This window comes from Erythrobacter sp. JB2-19 (assembly GCF_057365005.1).
The window spans coordinates 3,117,702-3,136,846 of the sequence record NZ_CP200290.1; the positions used below are offsets into that span (position 1 = coordinate 3,117,702).

Sequence of the window (19,145 nt, forward strand, 5' to 3'; positions counted from 1 at the left end):
TTACACCTTCAAAACAAAACTGTCGATGAACGCTTTGTCGCTAGTGAGGCACGGTTTATCGCTATCGCATGCGGCAAATGCAACGCTGTGTCGCCCACCTGTCGTTTAGGTGCATGCGCGGCACAGACCGCGAATCTCCAACACCGGGCGGCGCGTTTGAAAATCCCGCGCGCTGGCAAGGCTGCGCACTGTGCGGCTGACTTCATCATCGTCAATATGCGCGGTATCGCCGCATTCGTCGCAGACGAGGAAGATGCAATCATGGGCGCAGCCAGGATGCGTGTTCGCAAGATAGGCATTTGCGCTTTCTACCCTTAGCGCGAGATTGTTGCTCACGAACAGATCAAGGATACGATAGACGCTGTTGGGCGCAACACGCTTTCCACGCGATGCAGAAAGGTTGTCGGCTATATCGTAAGCGGAGGCAGGCCGTTCATGCTTGGCGAGCTCGGTGAACACCGCCTCGCGCATGCCGGTCCATTGCTCGCCCGCCGCGATTAATGCGGTTCGGGCGGCCTCAATCAGGTTCTCGCCAGAATGCTCTTCGTGTGAATGGTGGTCGTGCGCTGTTGCCATGGCTCATGGATATAGCCATGCTTGGCAGATTACGCCAGATGTATGGGGAACAGATCTAAGTCGTCACGGACTTACTCAGCCGCGATGATAAACTCGCTTGAAGCTGGAACCGGATCAAATTTCTGCATTTCGGCCGCCTGAGCCGGGCTAGCGAATTCGCCGCTCAACCCATCGGTTGCACTCAAACCCACCAGAACAGCGCCAACGGCAAAGCCGACGGCGAAGCTACGATAAAGGTCAGATTTGAACAGTCCCATGGGGCGTCTCTTGCGGTTTGGTTGTTGTCAGCGGAGGGCTTTAGCACCCAGCGCTTTCCAACTCGTGAACGATGGCTTCAGACTGTGTTTCGCTAAATCACTCGCAAAGGTTACGGGTGAACGCGCAAAAAGTTGCCTTCTCGTTTTCCGCAGCACCTGCGTGCTGCGATTTCCTCGGGTTTTTTGTTTCGCCTCAAGCGCCGGCGTTCGCATCCGCTCACTTGGCTATCCTCCGCGCAAAGCGCTCCGGGCGGGCAGTCGCCCTTGCGACGCCTACGGCGTCGATTCAGTCCAATTCTACTGCTTTGGTCGCGAAACTCGGTCGGCGACTAGCCGACCGCAAGTCCGACCGGGCGCCCGCAGGCGATCCCTAGCGAAGCGGAGGAATATCGCCGAGGACGAGGGCGCGGATGCGCCCTCGCAACAAACTAATGCCTAAAGTGCCGCATCCCGGTTAATACCATCGCCAGGCCTGCCTCATCTGCTGCTGCGATCACTTCCTCATCGCGGATCGATCCGCCCGGTTGAATGACGGCGGTCGCCCCCGCTTCAGCGGCTGAGATCAGCCCATCAGCAAACGGGAAGAAAGCGTCTGAAGCAACTGCACTGCCCTGAGTGCGCGGCGCATCCCATTCATAGGTCTCAGCCGCTTCTGCCGCTTTGATCGCGGCGATTCGGGCCGAGATCGCGCCGGTTCATTTGGCCAGCGCCAATACCAGCGGTCGCCCCGTCCTTAGCATAGACAATTGCGTTGGACTTCACATGCCGAGCAACTGTCCAGGCGAACAGGCAATCCTTCAACTCTTGCTCCGTCGGCGCGCGCTTGGTCACCACTTTCAGATCGTCCGGCCGGACAGCACCATTGTCACGCATCTGCAACAGCATACCGCCCGCAATGGTCTTCATCATAAAGCCGCCGCGGCGCGGATCCGGCAAAGTGCCACATTCGAGCACGCGCAAATTCTTCTTCCTGGAGAAAATTTCACGCGCCTCAGCGCTCACCTTTGGCGCGATGATGACTTCAGTGAAGATACTGGCGATCTGCTCTGCGGTCGCGCCGTCCAGCTCTGTATTGACCGCCACAATCCCGCCAAAGGCAGAGACACTGTCGCATTTGAGCGCCGCATCCCATGCCTCGACAAGGCTGGAACCTTGGGCGACGCCGCAAGGGTTGGCGTGCTTGACGATCACAACCGCTGGGTCGCTGCCCGCAAATTCTGCGGCCAATTCCAGTGCCGCATCGGCATCGTTCAAATTGTTATAGCTGAGCGCCTTACCCTGCAATTGCTCCGCCTGCGGAACGCCCGCTGCACCGGCGGATTGCGGAACATAGACCGCCGCCTGCTGATGCGGGTTCTCGCCGTAACGCAAAGTGTCTGAACGTTTGAACGCCAGTGGCATGGTGTCGACAAAGGGCGTCGCTTTCAGCGCCTCTGCGCCCAGCGGATTGGTAAAGGCGTCGCCAAAGGCAAACCAATTGGCGATCGCTGCGTCATAGGCGGCCGTGCGGGCATAGGCTTTGCCCGCCATACGGATGCGAAACGCATCTGACGTCGCGCCGTCATTGGTGTCTAGCTCTTCCAGCAGCTCTGCGTAATCAGCGGCATCGGTCATGATCGTCACAAAGCCGTGGTTCTTCGCCGCAGAGCGAACCATGCTAGGCCCGCCAATGTCTATATTCTCGATGATCTCGGCCCGATCCGCTCCCTTCGCAACGGTAGCTTCAAACGGGTAGAGATTGACGACAACCAGATCGATCGCGCCAATGCTGTGCTGATTCATCGCGGCAACGTGTTCGTCATTGTCGCGTAGCGCGAGCAATCCGCCATGCACCGTCGGATGCAGGGTCTTCACCCGGCCATCCATCATCTCTGGAAAGCCAGTGAGTTCAGAAACATCCCGCACTTCCAGCCCTGCCTCACGCAGCGCCTTTGCCGTGCCGCCAGTGCTGACCAGCTCAACGCCTCGCTCTGCCAGGGCCTTGCCCAGCTCTGCCAATCCGCTTTTGTCGGACACCGAAAGCAGTGCCCGTTTGATCGTTTTATCAGCCATAGATGTCGGCCCTTGGGCCTTACCCCATTTTCTTAAGCAGCCAGGAGAATTCCCCTCCACTGCGCGATGTCATACCTTCGATAACCAATTGCTCGGTCGCATGCGGCGCGCCCGCGCCGTCGACCCAGAGACTGTCTTCGCAATTCAAAGTCGCCATCTCATCATCGCCGCGCATGCGGAATTGCCACAGGCCGCCATCTGGCAGCAGCAGGCTCGCCCCGCGCTTATCATCGGACAGATGCACCTCAACCCCGCGCCCCAGGTGGAAACGGATGGCAAAGCTGATCTTGCCCCGCTTGGTCTTGCGCGAAGCAGGCAGCAATACGTCCTGACCGGACAGCTCCGTGCCGTCGCTGCGCAGCGCCAATGTGCGACGATGCGTCAAGCCAAAGCGGGCGGCATAGCCATCGTGACTGGCTTCGATCAAAACCGCCGCATGGCTGCCTTTGCCAGAGCTGCCCTCGCCAATCAGGCGCCGCTCAACCTCGACCAGTTCGGCACCTTTGCCCAGCTTACCATGCAGTTTGACCGCAGTGGAATTGGCATCGTTTAGCACCAGAGTGGAATGCGCCGCCGTCGCGCGCAGGCCCTGGCGAATGCGTGCAGGAATTTGGCCGCCAGCCAGCGCCGAACCACCGCAATTGACGACCAGACGCTGAGGCCCGTCGGACATTTCAAACGCCAATGTGGATGCGCAGCCGCAGCGGGTATGGCGCGCACGGGGCGGCGGGGCTGCGTCAAATTGCACCACCGTTTGGCCGCCGCGCAGCCGCTGATACCCCCAATGTTCGACATCTTTTAGCGGACGAGCACGAATGCCGCTGGCCGCAATCAAGGCCGAAACCCGGTCCGCGCTGATCGCACCATTGCCCTGCCAATTGCCCAGAGCTCCATCGCCGTGGCGCAAGGTTAAAAGCGGCGGCACGAGCAATTCGCGCATCACACCAAAGGCTTGCGGAGGCTCAATATTCGCCGCTTCATAGCAAGCGTCGAGATCGATCAGCAGCGCGAGGCTGAGCATTTGGGCATCGGGACAGCGCGACAACACGCCGCCATCTTCCGCCACCAGATCGCCCAGTGCACGGATCAGGCCAGCCTCGCCAAAAAGCCGGCGAGGGCGCCCCTCTGGCAGCAGCAATCCCGCAGCAGTGATCGCGGACCAGCCCGCAAGCTGACCCAGGCCGCTGACCCCGCTGTTCGAGACATTACGATCAAGCCAGCGCGCAGTATCCTCGATCACGCTGAGCAGCCGCGCCTTGAGCTTTGGATCGCCGCCCGCCAGCACCAGCGGCGCATGAACCAGCCAGGCGAGCAGTCTTTGCCCGGTCAGCTCCACATCCCATGCCCGGCCTTTGCCGGTCGATGGGCAGGCATTGAGCCAGGCACGTGTGATCCGCTCAGCCACAGGCACGCAGTCTTCGCGCGGTGCGCTGCACGCGAGATCGCGCAGCCAGCCAAATCCGTGAACCAGCTGATCAAACACGGGGCCAAGGCGATTGGAGGAATCAAATTCAACCCGGGCGATGGGCAATTTCGCACCATTGATCAGGAAATGCCCCGCCCTCAGCGCAATACCAGAAGACCGGTCCCCTTTGAGCGGGCTGTCGACCGTTGCCAAAACGCGCGTCTTGCGCGGGCGACGAAACGGAGCCGACAGAGCATGACCCGGCACTCCAAGACGGTAAGCAAAGCGGAGCATAGCCTCACCCGGGCTGGCCCGCGGGGCAATGACATCGGTTAGCGCGAGCGCGCGGTCGGCGGCCAATGGAGCAGGGGTCTCGCCATATTTGTGTGCGCCGTCAGGACCATCACCAGTCGGTGCAATCAACCGCTCATCACCATCGGGCAGCGGGATCGCAAGACTGGGCTGGCGCTCATCCGTTTCTGTTTCGCTGGACTGAACGGGTGCATTTACGCCTGCTTCGTCGCGGGCCTCCCCCTCAGTGTCGCGAAACAGCGAATCCATCACCCCTCGCCCTTAAGTGCTGAAATGTTGGAGGCGTAATAATCTGGCCCACCTTTAAACGTGGCAGACCCAGCGACCAGCACATCAGCCCCAGCGTCAACGCACAGCCGCGCGGTTTCCGGGTTTACCCCGCCGTCCACTTCTAGGTGGATGTCGCGGCCCGTGGCATCAATCATCGCGCGAATGCGCTCAACCTTGGCCAATTGCGAATGAATGAAGCTCTGCCCACCAAAGCCGGGATTGACGCTCATGACCAGGATCAGGTCGGCAAGGTCAATGAGATTATCGAGCACATCCACCGGCGTACCGGGGTTCAAAACCACGCCCGCCTTTTTGCCCAGCGCCCGGATCGCCTGCAGCGTCCGGTGGCAATGCGGCCCAGCCTCTGGGTGAACGGTGATGATATCCGCACCCGCCTCAGCGAATGCCTCTAGATAGGGATCAACCGGCGAAATCATCAAATGTACATCGAATGTCTTGGCCGTGTGCGGGCGCAGCGCCTTCACCACATCAGGACCGATAGTGATATTGGGCACGTAATGGCCGTCCATCACATCAATGTGGATCCAATCGGCACCAGCCTCATCGATCGCGCGCACTTCCGTGCCAAGCTGCGAAAAATCAGCCGATAGAATAGAGGGAGAAATCAGCGGTGCTGCCATGACGGGTCCATTGCCGTGTGTCCTAGCGACACGAAATTTGCACTATGCCAGGTTAATGCCGAAGTAAGGGTGCGCAGAATCGGCTAACAACAGCCGTTTTGCCCTTTTCCACGGGAGTTAAGCCGAGCTGCGCCTCTACCAAGCCTGAACGCATCAAATCAGACAAATTCAGCCGCAATTCAGCGCGGCACGGCCATAAGCATTGTCATACGGGCCCGGCAATGGGCCAGAAACGCTGCGTCTCAAAACGGCGCAGCGGGGGCAAAAGACAGAATTGAAGGTTAGTATGAAGACTATTTTCGCAGGATTGAGCGCGCTTGGACTGGCGCTGGCAGGCGCTGCTGCGCTGTCCACTCCGGCGGCCGCGCAGGGAGAATATCGCCAGAAGATCTCCAACGACATGCGCCAATGCGCGCCCGGCAAAGGGCCCGCGGTGCGCGTGACCGTGTCCGGCATCAAAAGCGCAACCGGCAAAGTCCGGGTGCAGCTCTATCGCGGCACCAAGGCCGAATGGCTCGCGAAAGGACGCTGGCTCAACCGGATTGAGGTGCCTGCGCGCAAAGGCAATATGACGTTCTGCGTCCCCGTGCCCGCTAGCGGCAGCTATGCAATTGCCGCGCGCCACGATGCCAATGGTAATGGCGAGACCGATATTCGCCAGGATGGCGGCGCGATGTCGCGCAACCCGTCGATCAATATCTTCAATCTGGGTAAGCCGAGTGTCAGCAAGACACGCTTTAACGCAGGCACAGGCGTCAGTTCGATTGCCATTCAGATGAAGTATTTCGGCTAGATCTCAACCCTGACGGCGGTGCCGCCACAGCGCAAACAGCACGCTGGGCGCCGCCAATAGCGGGTATTTCTCACGGAACGGCGTCACTTCAACCGGCATACCGGTGTGGCGCTCCACCTTCCACGCGGCATAGCGCGCCGCGCCGTCGAAGGTCGTGCTGGCCTTGATCAGGCGCAGGAAATTGAGCGGTTTGCCAAGCCGCCTGCGCTTGCTCCACCAGGCCAATGTTCGCGCGCGCTCTGCTTCCGGGAGGTGAGGCGTCAAACGTTCACCATCCCGCTCAAATGCGATGCCTTGCGCGGCAAGGGCAAGCGGCAGCAGGCCAGAAAAATGCTCCGCATTAACCGAGAGAATATCGTTCTCACGCCCCGCTTTTTCGACCCGGAATTCCGCTTCGTACGTCGCCTGGAACAGTGCGCGCCAGTAATCCTCCGCATTGCCAGTTTCGGGTCCTAGTGCCGCCGCCAATCGTGCCGCAGTCATTGCCGCCTGCGCAGCAGCAGCCATGACGTCAGCCCGCGCGGCGTCATCGCTGGTCCAGATCAGCGCGCTGGGCTGAACGAAGCGCGCCCAAATCGTGGTGTCGGTCAGCTCACCTGCCGCCGCTTTCGCAAAGGCCGCCAAGGACATGGTCGCGACTTTGGCCCTTAGAGTGATCGCGCCGGCAATCTCTCGCTCATGATAGCTGACGCGCGGCCAAATCCGCTCGATCTGATCACCGGGAAGCAGCACGTAAAAATCGAGCACACCGTCAAGCGATCCTGTGCGCAAATTGGATCCATAGAACAGCACCGCCCGCGCACCCGCTGCCTCGCCCAGAGTGGCCGCAAAGGCGTGCACTTCATCGCCAATTGGCGCGGCCAATTGTTTGGCGATGCGCGCCTCAAGCGCCGCTGGCGCCTGCTCCTGCGCGTTCACGGGGTTACGAATTCCAGCTCTTGGCTTTGCTCGATCCGATATTTCCCGGCCGGGAATGCCTCGCCGTCCAAAATCACCTGGCCATCAATATCGAGTGTAAAGCTGGGCGCGCTGACCTGGTGAATGCCGCGTTCCCGCAGGTTTTTCGGCGTCCAACCGCGCGTTAAAATCGGCAGCAAAGCCGCGGTCCGGCGAGAGATCTGATCAAGCGCGACGAGCCGCAATCCCTTGGTCAGCTTGCCAAATGGCTTAAGCCCCGCTGGCAAACGCTCCAAAGTGGAGGCAAACAGCAGCTGCCGCCGTTTGGGATCACCGTGGCCGCTATGCTCCATCAAGGCGCTGTTCGGCCCAAGCCTAAGTTCCATTTCAGCGCCGCGGCGCCAGACATTGCCTCGCGAGCCGAGCAGCGATTGCAGGATCACCCAAGCGGTCGCCACGGCAACGACAACGGAATCGAAAGCGCCCAGTCGGTGCGCGCTTTGGCCAGTTTGCGTGGTTGCCCGCGCAAAAGCGCCCGCACCCATGATAAAACCCAAGACGCGCGCCTTTGGTCCAGTCAGCGCGGTGAGCGCCATCGGGCGACGCATAATCCGCCCGCCATTGTCCAACGCGTCAATCGCGCCTTGCAGCGTCCAATCGAGCGGCACGTCGAGATCAACGGTCAGCGCATTGGTCTTACCCTTAGGCAACACAGCAATTGGCGGCCAATCGTCGCCAAAAATGCTCTGTCCGCAGGTCAGCACATCACGCACTGTGCCGTCCCCACCATTGATGACGAGCAGATCAATCCCGCGTTTCGCCAGGCTAGACAGGGCCTGGGGCAGTTGATTGCGATCACCAGGTTGAACGATGAAGACATCCGGGCTGATCCCGCAGTCAAAATCCTGGCCCTTATTGCGGTGGCTGCGCGGATTGTAGATCACGCCAACGGTTGGCACTTCACCCGGCGCGCGCGCGCGGCGCGGCTTTGATCCCGGTGCAGACACGGCTCCGCGCGCAGCATCTGGCTGCGAACTCTGCGGAAATTCGTATATCGACGTGCCCATAATTGCGGCTCCTAGCGGCAAACAGGGTTAGTCTGCCAGAAATTTCTCACCCGGCTGACGTTACGGTTGGCGGGCGCGGCTGGTTACATCGGGGCTAAATTGCCGATGACAAGCCCGTATTTGCGATCGGCGGAGGCACATGTGCACCAGATACGGCGCGGCGCGCGCAATTCGGGCTGGCCCGCAGGGGGTGAGCGGGGTTAGACTGCGGCCCATGCTTACATCCGCGCTCATTTCGCCCGACCTTGCCACCTCTGCCGAGGAGCTTGCGCCTGACCTTGTTGCGCTGCGCCGCGCGATCCATGCCGAACCGGAATTGGGACTCGAAACGCCCAAAACACTGGCCAAAGTGCGCGAGGCACTGGCTGATATTGACCTTGAATGGCGAATTGGCACCTCTTGCACCGGTGCGGTCGCAACCTTGAGGGGCGCCAAGCCGGGTGCACCGGGGCGCGAGCGGGTTGTCCTACGCGGGGATATGGACGCCTTGCCGATGGCAGAGAAAACCGATCTCGAGTTTGCCTCCACTATCCCTGGGCGAATGCATGCCTGCGGGCATGATACTCACACCGCCATGTTGGTGACAGCAGCCAAGCTGCTTGATGCGCGCCGCGCCGATATCGCGGGCGAGGTCGATTTCATGTTTCAACCGGGCGAGGAGGGGTATCACGGCGCGCGCTTCATGCTCGAAGACGGATTGCTTGGCGGGGACGACGAGAGTGAACGCCCATTGCCGGACGCAGCCTTTGCGCTGCACATCATGCCAAACGCGGCATACGGCGTGCTCGCGGGCAGGCCGGGTCCGCTGATGGCGGCGGCCGATCAATTCACAATCACGGTGACGGGCAAGGGCGGCCACGCCTCTATGCCGCATGATTGCGAAGATCCCGTACCAGCCGCCGCGGCGATCGTTGGCGCGCTGCAAGCCATGGTGACGCGGCGCTTCAATGCCGCCAGCGCAGTCGTGGTAACTGTGACGCAAATCCACACTGGCACGGCGCATAATGTCATCCCCGATGACGCCGCTGTGTCAGGGACGATCCGCACTCTAACCGCAGAAAACCGCACAAAAGTGCACCAATTGATAGCTGACGTCGCTTCGAGTACAGCAGCGGCCTATGGCGTCACGGCAACCTGTGAGATCGAACCTGGCTTTCCAGTGACGTTATGCGATGGGCGCGCGGTGGAGCTGGGCCGGAAGGTGGCTGGCGCTTTGAGTGACAGCGGAGCAGATGCCTGGCGCGACCTCGCCGACCCGATTATGGGCGCAGAGGATTTCTCTTATGTGCTTGAGAAAGTGCCGGGCGCGATGTTCTTCCTCGGCGTGGCCCCAGATGGCGAGGATTGGAGCAGCTGCTGCGCCATTCACTCGCCCCGCATGCATGTCGATGAAAGCGCACTGCCCAAGGGCGCAGCGATGCTGGCTGGCTGCGCGCTGGAGTTTCTCGAAAACGGATGGGCGTGAGCCGGGTCCACAGAACCTAGCCACCCACACCCTCCGCCCTTCCACCAGGATTGTATCTCGGTGGGTTCCGGGTGGAAGGGCGGAGGGTGCGGGTGTGGCTATGGCCAAAAAAAGCAATACGCTTTAGAATACGAATGGGAAGCGAACGACCGCGCGCATATCGGTCGCGTCATCGGTAAGGCCCGCTTCGATCCCGAAATTCACACTCGTCTTTGGATTGATCTTATAGGTCGTCCCAAACAGAAAGCGTCCAATCTGGAGATCACGCGACCTCTGAGTAACCGATTCCGCACCCTCGGTCAGCGCCCGTGTTGTGGTCTCGGTTCCAAAGCCCCAGCTGTGCGCATAGCCAAAGTTAAGTGACAGTCGCGGATTGAGCGCAAGGCCGACGCCGGCGCTGAAGGAAAGGACGTCACCGGGATCCACTCGTTCGATCTGCACTGGCGGCAATACCGCATTGACGTCACGTGCGAAGTTCTTGGTATAGCTCAAGCTACCGAACAAAACGCCCGGATCGCTTGGGATAATGGCGGTGATACCCGGGGTCACGCCCCAGAAACCTGAGCCGGTCGCCGCTTCACTCGCTTCGCCAAATTGGTTACGGTTGAGTTCGAATGGGCCTCTTCCGGTTGGAATGTCGACCTGTAGATTGCCAATCAAATAGGCGCCAAAGCCCTTGGGGGCGTGCAATTGCTTGCGTAGCAGCACTTCGACATCGCCGATGCCATAGCCGTTGGCGCTGTTATCAATCTCGCGCGTGTCGCCATTCGCATCAGGCCCAGCCACAGGCGTCAGGACTGAGGTGTCCCAGCGGGCGATAAACGGCACATCGACGCCAATTTCCAGATCATCGGTCAGGCCATATTGCAGGCCGACCTTTTGGGTAAACACGTCCTGGCGGCTTTCGTTGATATCAAACACGCCGACGAGGACGGATTCGACCACTTCGACACCGCGGAAGAGTGCACGGTTACGGTCAGCGCGGGCATAGCTCCACTCGACCTCACCGCTTAACTTACCCTTTTTGGTGATAGCGCTGCCCTGACGGCCCAGCGCGGCAATTTCTGGTTGGCGATCGGCATCTTCCGGCGCAACGCCCACGGCGCCTTGCGGACGGCCCTGGGAATCGCCTGTTTGCGCGTTCTGAGCACCTTGTGGGGCCGCAGTGGCAACACGGCGCGGCGCGGCACCAGACTGAGCCTGAGAAGGTGTAGCGGCCGCACGGCGAACCACGGGTTCTTCACCCAGAGCAAGCGCCAAGCGTCGCTCCATTGCGTCCAATTGGTTTTGCTGCGCTTGAAGCGCGCTGATCTGCTGCGCAATCGAGATCCCGTTGAGCTGACACTTCAGCGCGCAATTGCGCCAGTTCAGCAGTGTTTGTCGGGGTTTTAGACTGTATGTCCGGATTTGACGCTACTTGAGCCGCAGGCGTGGCCGAGCGCGTGCCAACAGGCTGCACGACGGGCCGCGAAACCATCTCGATTTCGCGCGTCGGCGTACCAGCGCCTTGCCCTGTGTTCTGGGCAGCGGCTGGCCCTGCGAGCAAAGCGGCGCCCATAAGAGCGAGGCTCAGAAATGCGTTGCGCATTGTGTATTACCATCCGTCCGGACAGTCGCGACTAAGGTCAGTCGAAACTGAAGTTTGCTGCATCCTCAGCAAGTGCGCCCAGAGACGGTATGAGCGAACCAATTTGACCAACCGCCGTTCTCGACAAATCGAGATCAATGGACGTGACGGTCGAAATGGTGCGGTCATCGGCGGAATTGGTGATAATACTGCCGGTCGTCCGGCCTGCCAGGTGAACAACCTGGGTTTGAGGAACCGAAATGGTTATACGGCTACCTGTATCGTCGCCCTCGGCTTCCACCGAAACGTTCTGAGACACTTGCTCAATCGATACAACGGGTCCGCCCTGAGCCAGCACATAGGACGAGCGCAATACGAGCTCTCCATCAATGCTGGTTTCCTGGGTGATGGCCAAGTCCAGATCGATGCCACCGGGAAGAATAAAGCCGCCGCGTTCACCAGCCAAAGCAGCGTCATCCATCGCCGCAACCGCGCCAAATGGCGATTGCGCAGCGACAGGTGCAGCCACAAAGGCAAGTATCACAGCAAGAAAGCGAATAAATCGCATCGTTAAAATTCCCCGTAGCCCGGCGCGGTAAGGTTCAGAACTTGCTGACTCACCGGCTGGAACATGCCCTGGTCCGCCCCAAATGCTGCGACGCGGCCCCATTGCGCGTCTGCATTAAAGGCAAGATGGTTAATATTTGCTCCACCTGTCACGACAAAATAGACGCCGTTCCAGGTTTCTTCGAATTCTTCGCGGTCCATCCGGCGCAGCCCCAGCGACGGATCTCCAACCAAGACGAAACCGTCTTCAATGCCCTTGACCACCACGAAATGGCGGTATCCACCCGGCGCGATCAACGCGATCCCAGGGGTTTCAGCCTGGCGAACTTGGTCAAGCGAAACCTTATAGCCATTTGCGTCAATTCCCTGAGCGCCAAGGTAACGTTTCATGTCGAGCAGCGAGAAACCCTGTTTCTGGATTGCTTCCTGATCGCCATCGCGCCACATGCCGCGAAACACCAGACCTTCACCTTGATCGCGGCCATAATGGTACGTCAGCAGCGTCGCGAGCGCGGCAGAACCGCAACTGAAATCAAATTGCTGGCGGATAACCGTGTCATAGCGGGTTTCGACCATGCTGCGCGGCGCAGTTTCCAGCGCCAGCGAGCCGGCATGCGTTGTGAGCTGAAACCCGCCGTCATCGACAGGCACAGCTGCACAAGCAGGCAGGAGCATTGCCCCTGCCATTGCCGTGATCATTCGTGAAACGCCGCCAAATGCCATATTACAATCCCAGCTTACTGAGCCGGAAGCGCGATGTTCACTTGAACAGCGGCGTTGATTGCCACGTTATTGCCGGTGTTGGCATTGAGAATGGTTATTCCATTCAGATTGCTAAAGGCACTATCGCTGATTGAGATCGTACCCGTGTTCGAATTGTCGCCGACGCTATTGCCGCCAACGCTGTTCGTCTGATCCGAATTGGTCAGCTGGGTCAGGTCTTCACGGCCAGCGATTTTCGCCAGCTTGCCCTCATCCACCGGAGTGGCGTCAGCAAACACTGACTTTGCCACGGGCGCAGTCTGCTCTGCAGGTGCTGGTTTGGCGTCTTCGGCAAGTGCCGGAGAGGCTACAGCAGCGCAAGCCATTGCAAATGCCATGCTAATCTTAGTCATAGCTTTAACTCCTTGTTTTCAGGTGCCTACGCCAGCCTACCTCTGTGGGCAGGCGGCGCAAAGCAAACCTGAAAGCGACTTAGTTTACGTCGAAGTTTTCGCTCGACACGGCAATCGTAACGCTTGCATTTTGTGAAGCGCCAACGCCGGTGTTTTGGTTGAGAGCGTTCAGGCCTGAATAGTTGCGGAAGGCATTGCCTGAGTTGCTAAGACGGTTCACGAAACGAGCCGAATCTTCGACGTCGCCAAAGTCCACATCAACGCCGGTTACAACGTTAGACAGGGTCGCTTCTGCAACGATCGCATTGTCATTGAAGACATTGTTGCTGTTGAAGTTGGTGTTCGCAGTGAAGGTGTCCGAGTTGTCATCGAAGCTGTCATTGAACGTGCGCTCTGAGTTGTCGCTGCTGTTGACCGAATTGTCATTGTTGCTGTCAACGAAATCGCGGTTGTCATCAAAGCTATCGTTGAACTCACGGTTTGAGTTATCGTTGAAGCTGTTGTTGTCCGAATTGTCATCGAAGCTGTCGTTGAAGTTGTCGGTGTTGTTGTCGAAGCTGTCTTCAACAACCGTCACATCTGTGTCCACGACTACAACATCGTTGTCGACGTCGACGTCAGTGGTCGAGCCGGCAGCGTCCTGAGCGAAAGCTGAGGTGCTGGTCGCCAGTACAGCAACAGCGGCAAAGATTGCAGTTTTCATTACTTGGTCTCCTAAACGAATCGTGGACACCGATGTGCCCGTCGCTCAGCAACAATACGGAGGAACCCTGTTACAAAAGGGAAACCTATGTACCTAAAAGGAAGTTAATTTTGGGGTCCTCACGCCCGGTAGAGCGGGTTTTAGGCCCCTTAATTTTGGTCTGTTGGATCGCGCCAAACCGAAACGCAACCACTCCCCGTTTGAGCGGTGATCACGTGCTCTTTGCCCCCTTAGAAGCGATAGCCAATCCGCACGCCGACACGGATTGCATCATCATCAAAGCGTTCATCATTGGAGGATTTGATGCGGTATTCCGCACTGGCATTGGCATAGAGCCCGCGCGATGCGCGGCCCCAGGCAAGCTCCACCGCGGGCGCAACATAGCTGTCTTCGCGCAATGCGCCGCTTGGGTCACCTTGAGCGATACGAGCGTCATAATCCCACTGGCGATATTCGAGTGACGGGCGCAGCCGCAGGCGCTTGGCAATCGGTAGGCTGTATTTCACCCGCGCGCTTTGACGTTCAAAGCTGCGGCGCGGCTCGTTATCGCTTTGCATGTCTTCTTGGCGAACATCCAAACGGATCCAATGATAGCGGCCAAGGCGGCGGTTGTATTGCGCAGTCACCTGATAGCCATCACCATCACCGCCCACGCTCGTATCATACTCACGCTCACGGTATTCGGCGGTTACGCGCACCCGATCGTTGCCACTTTGCCATTGAACGCGCGCGCCTATGCTCGTTTGATCTGCGCTAAATGCCTCCAAAACAGCGATATTTTCAAAGCGGCGCAGATGGCCGCGCAGCTGAACTTCCTCAGAGATTTGATGTGTCACGTGCAAACGGCCAACCGCGGTTTCCAATCCATCGCGGGCCTCGTCGCGAAACTCAAAGATACGTCCTTCGGCCTCCGCCCGAACACTTGTCGTCTCGCTGAGGTCAAATGTCACGCCAAGCCTGGCGCGCACGCCCACGCCAGAGCTGTCGATTGCATCACCCTGATCAAAATCCACGTCGGATTCGACCCCGCGAATTTCGACCAACCCATCAAATTGGACGCGATCCACTGAAGCAGCTTCTTCAACGGCCACTTCTTCTTGTGGTTCGGCGACCTGTGCGCCCGCAGGCGAACCCAGTACAGCCAGGGCAAACGCTGGCGCCAGCCATGTCATGCGCTGCGGCATCGACATCCAGAACGGAAACTTCACGGTTTGATCCTTTCTTTGAGGCTTTTTGCAGCCTTCCGGAGATGCTCTTGGAGCTCCTCCTCATTCATTCCAGCTTCGATCAGCGAATGCTCATGCGTGCGCGCCATCTCGCTCAGTTTGGGATCGCCAAAAGTGCTCGCGGTCCCCGCTATCTGATGAAGCAAGTGCCTAATTTCATTGACGGTTGCGTCGCTAAAGTCAGAGTTCTTAAGCGCAGCTTCGACCAGTTTGAGCGTGCGCGTATTACGATCTCGAAATTGCTGCTCCAGCGCCTCGAGTAATGCTGGCTCAATGGTGGTGGTTGATTTTGCCGACTGCTTGTCAGCCTTGTGGCCCCAAGCCTCCAGCGTCGCACCCAGATCCTTGAGCGCGACCGGCTTGGCCAGGAAAGCCTGCATTCCGCAGGCGCGGTAAGAGCGGATTTCGTCAAAACTGGTGGCGGCGGTGACTGCGATAATAGGCAATGCCTCAGCATCGAACCCGCGGGCGCGCAGGCGCCTGGTCGTCTCAACACCGTCCAAAATCGGCATCATTACATCGACCAGCATGAGCGAATACGGCCGTCCGTCGGCTTTTGCGGTCTCGACCATGTCAATCGCCTCCAGCCCATTGGCGGCAATATCCATATCGACTGAGAAATGCTCAGCCATCGCCCGCATCGCCTCGGCGCTGATCGGCGTATCTTCGGCCAGCAGCACGCGCAGCGCTTTTGCGCTGGCACCGGCTTTTGCGGTCGTCCACTGGGTGTTTGATGCTTCTTTCACCCGGCGCTTATGTAAGAATATGATTAAGACCGAGCTAACGATGTTTGCCTAAGCCAGAACCCTAAAAGCGTTCACTCCTTCGTGACGTCATTTTAGGTGCCGCGCGCCATACAGCCACCGGTGGTACATGGGCCGTGTAGCCCCCTTAATAAACAAGCCCGTGATGATTAACGTATAATTAGTGATAATTCCTTAGCGCCAGACCCTGAATAGTAACCATGAAAGGCAGCTTTGCTGGCTGCTTGGCCGGATTGTTTCGGCCGCGCCCACCAAGACATGGCCGATTGAACGGCCAGTTTGACTGGGAAAACTAAGGGGGTCTGGGGCATATTGGCAGTTGGGTAAGCATCGCCATCATTCTCGCATCCGTCCGCATAGCGGCAAGAGCGAATGAGGCTGCGTCATCCCATTATCTGCTGATCCCACACATATCGTGACCGCGCTTTCGCCCACACCTGCTCTGGAAGACAGCAAGCCGTCAGGCAGTGCGCATGCGCGCACGAATTCGCGCAGCTCGCGGCGCATGCGCGCTGTCCGGCGCGAGCTGCTGGGCCAATGGCTCGGCCCGCTGCTGGTCGCGATTGCGCTGGCCGTCCTCCATCAGCTTGGTGCCTTTGCGCAAGTGGATGGGCGGTTCTTCGATGCCGTCACCGTCAACCAAGCGGGCAGCCAGCCCAGCGTCGTGGTGATTGAGCGCGATCCCGCCTTCGCCGCGCAAGACCCAGCCAAGTTCACCGCATTGGAACGCTCGCTTGCCAATCTTGGCGTTGCGCGGATCGGCTATCTTAGCGCTGACCGTGGCCGCGTCGCCTCAAGCGCTGTTCCCGTCATCATTGGCCTGCCAGCGCAGCAATTGCCCGAAAATGAAAGCTGGAAGCTGGAAGTCACAGGCACTGTCGGATCGGCCATACCCACGGCGCGGACCTTGGCTCCGGCGCAATATGGCATCAACCGCGTGCAATCGGCGGCCCTTCCTGGGCGCAGCGAGACCATACCGGTGTTTGACGCAGCACTCGCTGGCAAAAAACCGGCACGCGGCGAATTTCTGGTGCCGATGCCAAACCGTCAAAGCATCCCGATCCTGAAGGCCAGCCAACTAACCAGCGGCGAGATCCAGCCGGGCGAGTTAGCCGGTCTGGTCGCCATGGTGGTTCAGCCAGAGGCGCTGCGCGGATCGCTCAGCACGCCGCTTAGTCCGAATGATCATTCCACCAGCGAGGCGATTTTCCGCGCCCACACGGTGAACGCACTCAGGACAGATCAAATCAGCTATTACGCCCACGATTGGCAGGTATGGGTAATGCTGCTCGCGCTCGGCGCGCTGCTATCGCTGGTCTACCGCGAGACCGATCCCAAGCGGCTGGCGGTGCTCATACCTATCAGTTTCAGCCTGCTGATCGCCGCGGCCTGCTGGGCCGTTTTGCTGTTTACGGGCACTTTGCTGCCCGTGGCCGCACTGATGCTGGCCCCATGGATCATCACCTTCCAGCGCGTGATCGAGCGTGAAACTTCGCAAGATCGCCGCTTGGAACGCACCGCCTCGCGCGCGGTGCAAAGCTCATTCAATCGCTCGGCCCTGCGTGAAGGCGCACGCCTGCCGCAGCTGCTGGGTTCCGCCGCACAATATGCAGGGGTTGAGCGCAGCCTGTTGGTCGAATTGCTACCCAATGGCCAGCTACAGCCGGTCGCGGCCAACAACGCCTCGATCGAAGATATTGCCATTGCGCCCAAACAGCTCGCCGCGATCTTGAAGGACCTGCGCGCGACCTTTGCCGTGCGCGATGCCGCCGATATCGTGCCTAGCTGGGCAAGCGAAGCACGGATCGGCTGGGTCGGCGCGGGCGATCAGCAATTGTTCTGGCTCCACACCCGACCAGACACCGCCACACCGGGTAAATCGGCGCATCTGGTGCGCGCAATTGTCACAAGTTTCCGCGAACTGTTCCGCTGGCGCGCTGATCTCAACGCGCGGGCCAGCCAGGAAAGCCGCTATCTGCCGCTCGATGATAAGGTCGCAAGCGCCATCGCACTGGTCGCCAACGAATCTGAGCAAGTGCGCCGCGGGTTCGACACGATCGACACCGCGGTTATCATCTTCCACCTGATCGGCTCTCCGCTGCACGCCAATGAAGCGATGCAGGAGCTGTACCGTGAGGCAGGACTCAACCTGTTCGACACCTCGCTCTCCGAGGCTTTGCTGGCGCTCACAGAACTCGACGCAGAGCGTGTCGAGGCGCTGATCGAAGACCTGATGCTGAACGGCTCTGAAATGCGCATGCCGATGCGTGATCTGGGCGACGGCAATCGCCAGAGCGAGCGGATGCTGCGCCTCGCCGCACCTGTCAGCCATGCGCACGGCGCGGATCGTATTCTGGTGCTGGAAGCGATTGATATGCGCGATGTGAACCGCGCCGCTGACCTGCGCAAAGCGGTGGCGAAGTTCATCGATCTGCAATTGCGCAATGATTTTGAGGCGATCCTGCTCGGCTCTCAGCTCGCCAGTGACGAGCGGCTGGCCAGCGAGCAAGTGCGCAGCGTGGTTGAACGCATTAGCGAAACCGCCCGCCGCGCCACCAGCCGCCTCGACGAAGTTGCCGGCTTGATCCGCTCTGAAACGCGTGACCTGACCGAAGCCTGCTATCCAGTGGACGCCGCCGCTGTTGCCAAAGATGCGATTGCCCGCGCCTCCACTCTGGCAGACGAGCTGGGCGTTATTATCGAAGCGGAGCACCCAAGCGTCAGCGGTTTCACTCTGGCAGAGCCCAATGCGCTGGCTGATATGCTGGTCGCGATGCTGCGCGTGGTGATCGCCGATACGCCGCAGCACGGCGTGGTCAAACTGAAGCTCGAGGAGCTGCAAGGGCGCACACACATCCGGATTTCTGGTGGCTTTGGGATCGGCTTTGACCGGCTCCTGTGGCTGATCGCCAATTACGAAGAAGGCGCGGTCGGCGAATACCGCGTGATTGGCGAGGGTATGGCCAAGGTCACACGCTGGTCGGCCAGCGTTTCCTATTGGGGCAGCCAGTCCAATGGCTTTGGTTTTAACGTAGATTTGCGAGGGGTCGGCTGATGGGCGCGCGTATTCTGGTGATCGATGACGATCCCATTCTAGCGGGGCTGTTGCAGCTGACGTTGCAGCTCGAAGGCTATGAAGTTGACGTGGCGAGCGACGGGGATGCAGGCCTGAAACAAGTGAAGGCTACACGCTTTGACCTGATCCTGCTCGACCTTGTCATGCCAAAGATTGACGGGATCAAATTCCTTCGCCTGCTAGCGGAGAGCGACGCGCATCGCCCGCCGGTAATGATCGTGTCCTCTGCAACCGAAGAGAAGCTGACCGAGCAGCACCTCGCCCTGGGCGTGGTCGATATTGCCCGAAAGCCGGTGGAGCCTGCTGAGCTGGTCAAGCGCGCCGCGCGCGCGCTGGCTGGCGGAACCGCGCCTGTCTCGGCTGGCACAGCGGCGGAGCAGGGCTGAGACGAG

18 protein-coding genes are annotated in these 19,145 nt (G+C 59.5%); 4 read left to right on the forward strand and 14 right to left on the reverse strand.

The window, feature by feature from the left end; all coding sequences use genetic code 11:
- Window positions 1-105 precede the first annotated feature (105 nt).
- The 5 genes from AC0V6O_RS14895 to rpe form a co-directional block, all read right to left on the reverse strand.
- On the reverse strand, window positions 106-576 hold the full coding sequence (locus tag AC0V6O_RS14895) for a Fur family transcriptional regulator (RefSeq protein ID WP_486145251.1): 471 nt from the start codon (window positions 574-576) through the stop codon (window positions 106-108).
- 71 nt (window positions 577-647) lie between these two features.
- Window positions 648-833 carry a hypothetical protein gene (locus tag AC0V6O_RS14900; RefSeq protein WP_486145253.1) on the reverse strand — a complete coding sequence of 62 codons (186 nt, stop codon included), beginning with the start codon at window positions 831-833 and terminating at the stop codon, window positions 648-650.
- Window positions 834-1,475: 642 nt separating this feature from the next.
- Window positions 1,476-2,885 (reverse strand): bifunctional phosphoribosylaminoimidazolecarboxamide formyltransferase/IMP cyclohydrolase, encoded by a 1,410-nt coding sequence (gene purH, locus AC0V6O_RS14905; RefSeq protein ID WP_486145255.1) that lies wholly within the window; start codon window positions 2,883-2,885, stop codon window positions 1,476-1,478.
- A gap of 19 nt (window positions 2,886-2,904) precedes the next feature.
- Window positions 2,905-4,851 carry a heparinase II/III family protein gene (locus tag AC0V6O_RS14910; protein WP_486145257.1) on the reverse strand — a complete coding sequence of 649 codons (1,947 nt, stop codon included), beginning with the start codon at window positions 4,849-4,851 and terminating at the stop codon, window positions 2,905-2,907.
- Window positions 4,851-5,513: a ribulose-phosphate 3-epimerase gene (gene rpe, locus AC0V6O_RS14915; protein ID WP_486145259.1), complete on the reverse strand. Its 663-nt coding sequence runs from the start codon at window positions 5,511-5,513 to the stop codon at window positions 4,851-4,853. The genes AC0V6O_RS14910 and rpe overlap by 1 nt, the downstream gene beginning before the upstream one ends.
- A 286-nt stretch (window positions 5,514-5,799) precedes the next feature.
- Here rpe and AC0V6O_RS14920 point away from each other — a divergent pair, with 286 nt between their 5' ends.
- Window positions 5,800-6,306: a DUF2141 domain-containing protein gene (locus AC0V6O_RS14920; protein WP_486145261.1), complete on the forward strand. Its 507-nt coding sequence runs from the start codon at window positions 5,800-5,802 to the stop codon at window positions 6,304-6,306.
- A 3-nt stretch (window positions 6,307-6,309) separates the two neighbouring features.
- On the opposite strand, the gene AC0V6O_RS14925 is transcribed toward AC0V6O_RS14920, so the two are convergent.
- Entirely contained in the window at window positions 6,310-7,224 is a 915-nt protein-coding gene (locus AC0V6O_RS14925; protein ID WP_486145263.1) for a hypothetical protein, read from the reverse strand.
- Entirely contained in the window at window positions 7,221-8,270 is a 1,050-nt protein-coding gene (locus tag AC0V6O_RS14930; RefSeq protein WP_486145265.1) for a diacylglycerol/lipid kinase family protein, read from the reverse strand. The genes AC0V6O_RS14925 and AC0V6O_RS14930 overlap by 4 nt, the downstream gene beginning before the upstream one ends.
- 214 nt (window positions 8,271-8,484) lie before the next feature.
- On the opposite strand from AC0V6O_RS14930, the gene AC0V6O_RS14935 reads away from it, so the two are divergent.
- A complete protein-coding gene (locus tag AC0V6O_RS14935) occupies window positions 8,485-9,735 on the forward strand; it encodes a M20 metallopeptidase family protein (protein ID WP_486145267.1) in 1,251 nt (416 codons plus the stop codon).
- Between the two features lie 123 nt (window positions 9,736-9,858).
- On the opposite strand, the gene AC0V6O_RS14940 is transcribed toward AC0V6O_RS14935, so the two are convergent.
- The 7 genes from AC0V6O_RS14940 to AC0V6O_RS14970 form a co-directional block, all read right to left on the reverse strand.
- Window positions 9,859-10,995 (reverse strand): transporter, encoded by a 1,137-nt coding sequence (locus AC0V6O_RS14940; RefSeq protein WP_486145269.1) that lies wholly within the window; start codon window positions 10,993-10,995, stop codon window positions 9,859-9,861.
- A gap of 365 nt (window positions 10,996-11,360) precedes the next feature.
- Entirely contained in the window at window positions 11,361-11,870 is a 510-nt protein-coding gene (locus tag AC0V6O_RS14945) for a hypothetical protein (RefSeq protein WP_486145271.1), read from the reverse strand.
- 2 nt (window positions 11,871-11,872) lie between these two features.
- Window positions 11,873-12,592, reverse strand: a complete 720-nt coding sequence (locus AC0V6O_RS14950) for a C39 family peptidase (protein WP_486145273.1) — start codon at window positions 12,590-12,592, stop codon at window positions 11,873-11,875.
- 14 nt (window positions 12,593-12,606) lie between these two features.
- Complete coding sequence (locus AC0V6O_RS14955) at window positions 12,607-12,984, reverse strand: hypothetical protein (RefSeq protein ID WP_486145275.1); 378 nt, start codon at window positions 12,982-12,984, stop codon at window positions 12,607-12,609.
- A gap of 79 nt (window positions 12,985-13,063) precedes the next feature.
- Window positions 13,064-13,687 carry a hypothetical protein gene (locus tag AC0V6O_RS14960; protein ID WP_486145277.1) on the reverse strand — a complete coding sequence of 208 codons (624 nt, stop codon included), beginning with the start codon at window positions 13,685-13,687 and terminating at the stop codon, window positions 13,064-13,066.
- A 230-nt stretch (window positions 13,688-13,917) separates the two neighbouring features.
- A complete protein-coding gene (locus AC0V6O_RS14965; RefSeq protein WP_486145279.1) occupies window positions 13,918-14,895 on the reverse strand; it encodes a hypothetical protein in 978 nt (325 codons plus the stop codon).
- Complete coding sequence (locus AC0V6O_RS14970; RefSeq protein WP_486145281.1) at window positions 14,892-15,659, reverse strand: response regulator; 768 nt, start codon at window positions 15,657-15,659, stop codon at window positions 14,892-14,894. Before AC0V6O_RS14970 ends, AC0V6O_RS14965 begins: the two co-directional genes overlap by 4 nt.
- A gap of 433 nt (window positions 15,660-16,092) precedes the next feature.
- On the opposite strand from AC0V6O_RS14970, the gene AC0V6O_RS14975 reads away from it, so the two are divergent.
- Entirely contained in the window at window positions 16,093-18,732 is a 2,640-nt protein-coding gene (locus AC0V6O_RS14975; RefSeq protein WP_486145283.1) for a hypothetical protein, read from the forward strand.
- Window positions 18,732-19,139, forward strand: coding sequence for a response regulator transcription factor (locus AC0V6O_RS14980; protein ID WP_486145285.1), 408 nt, complete (start codon window positions 18,732-18,734; stop codon window positions 19,137-19,139). Before AC0V6O_RS14975 ends, AC0V6O_RS14980 begins: the two co-directional genes overlap by 1 nt.
- The last annotated feature ends 6 nt before the right edge of the window (window positions 19,140-19,145 follow it).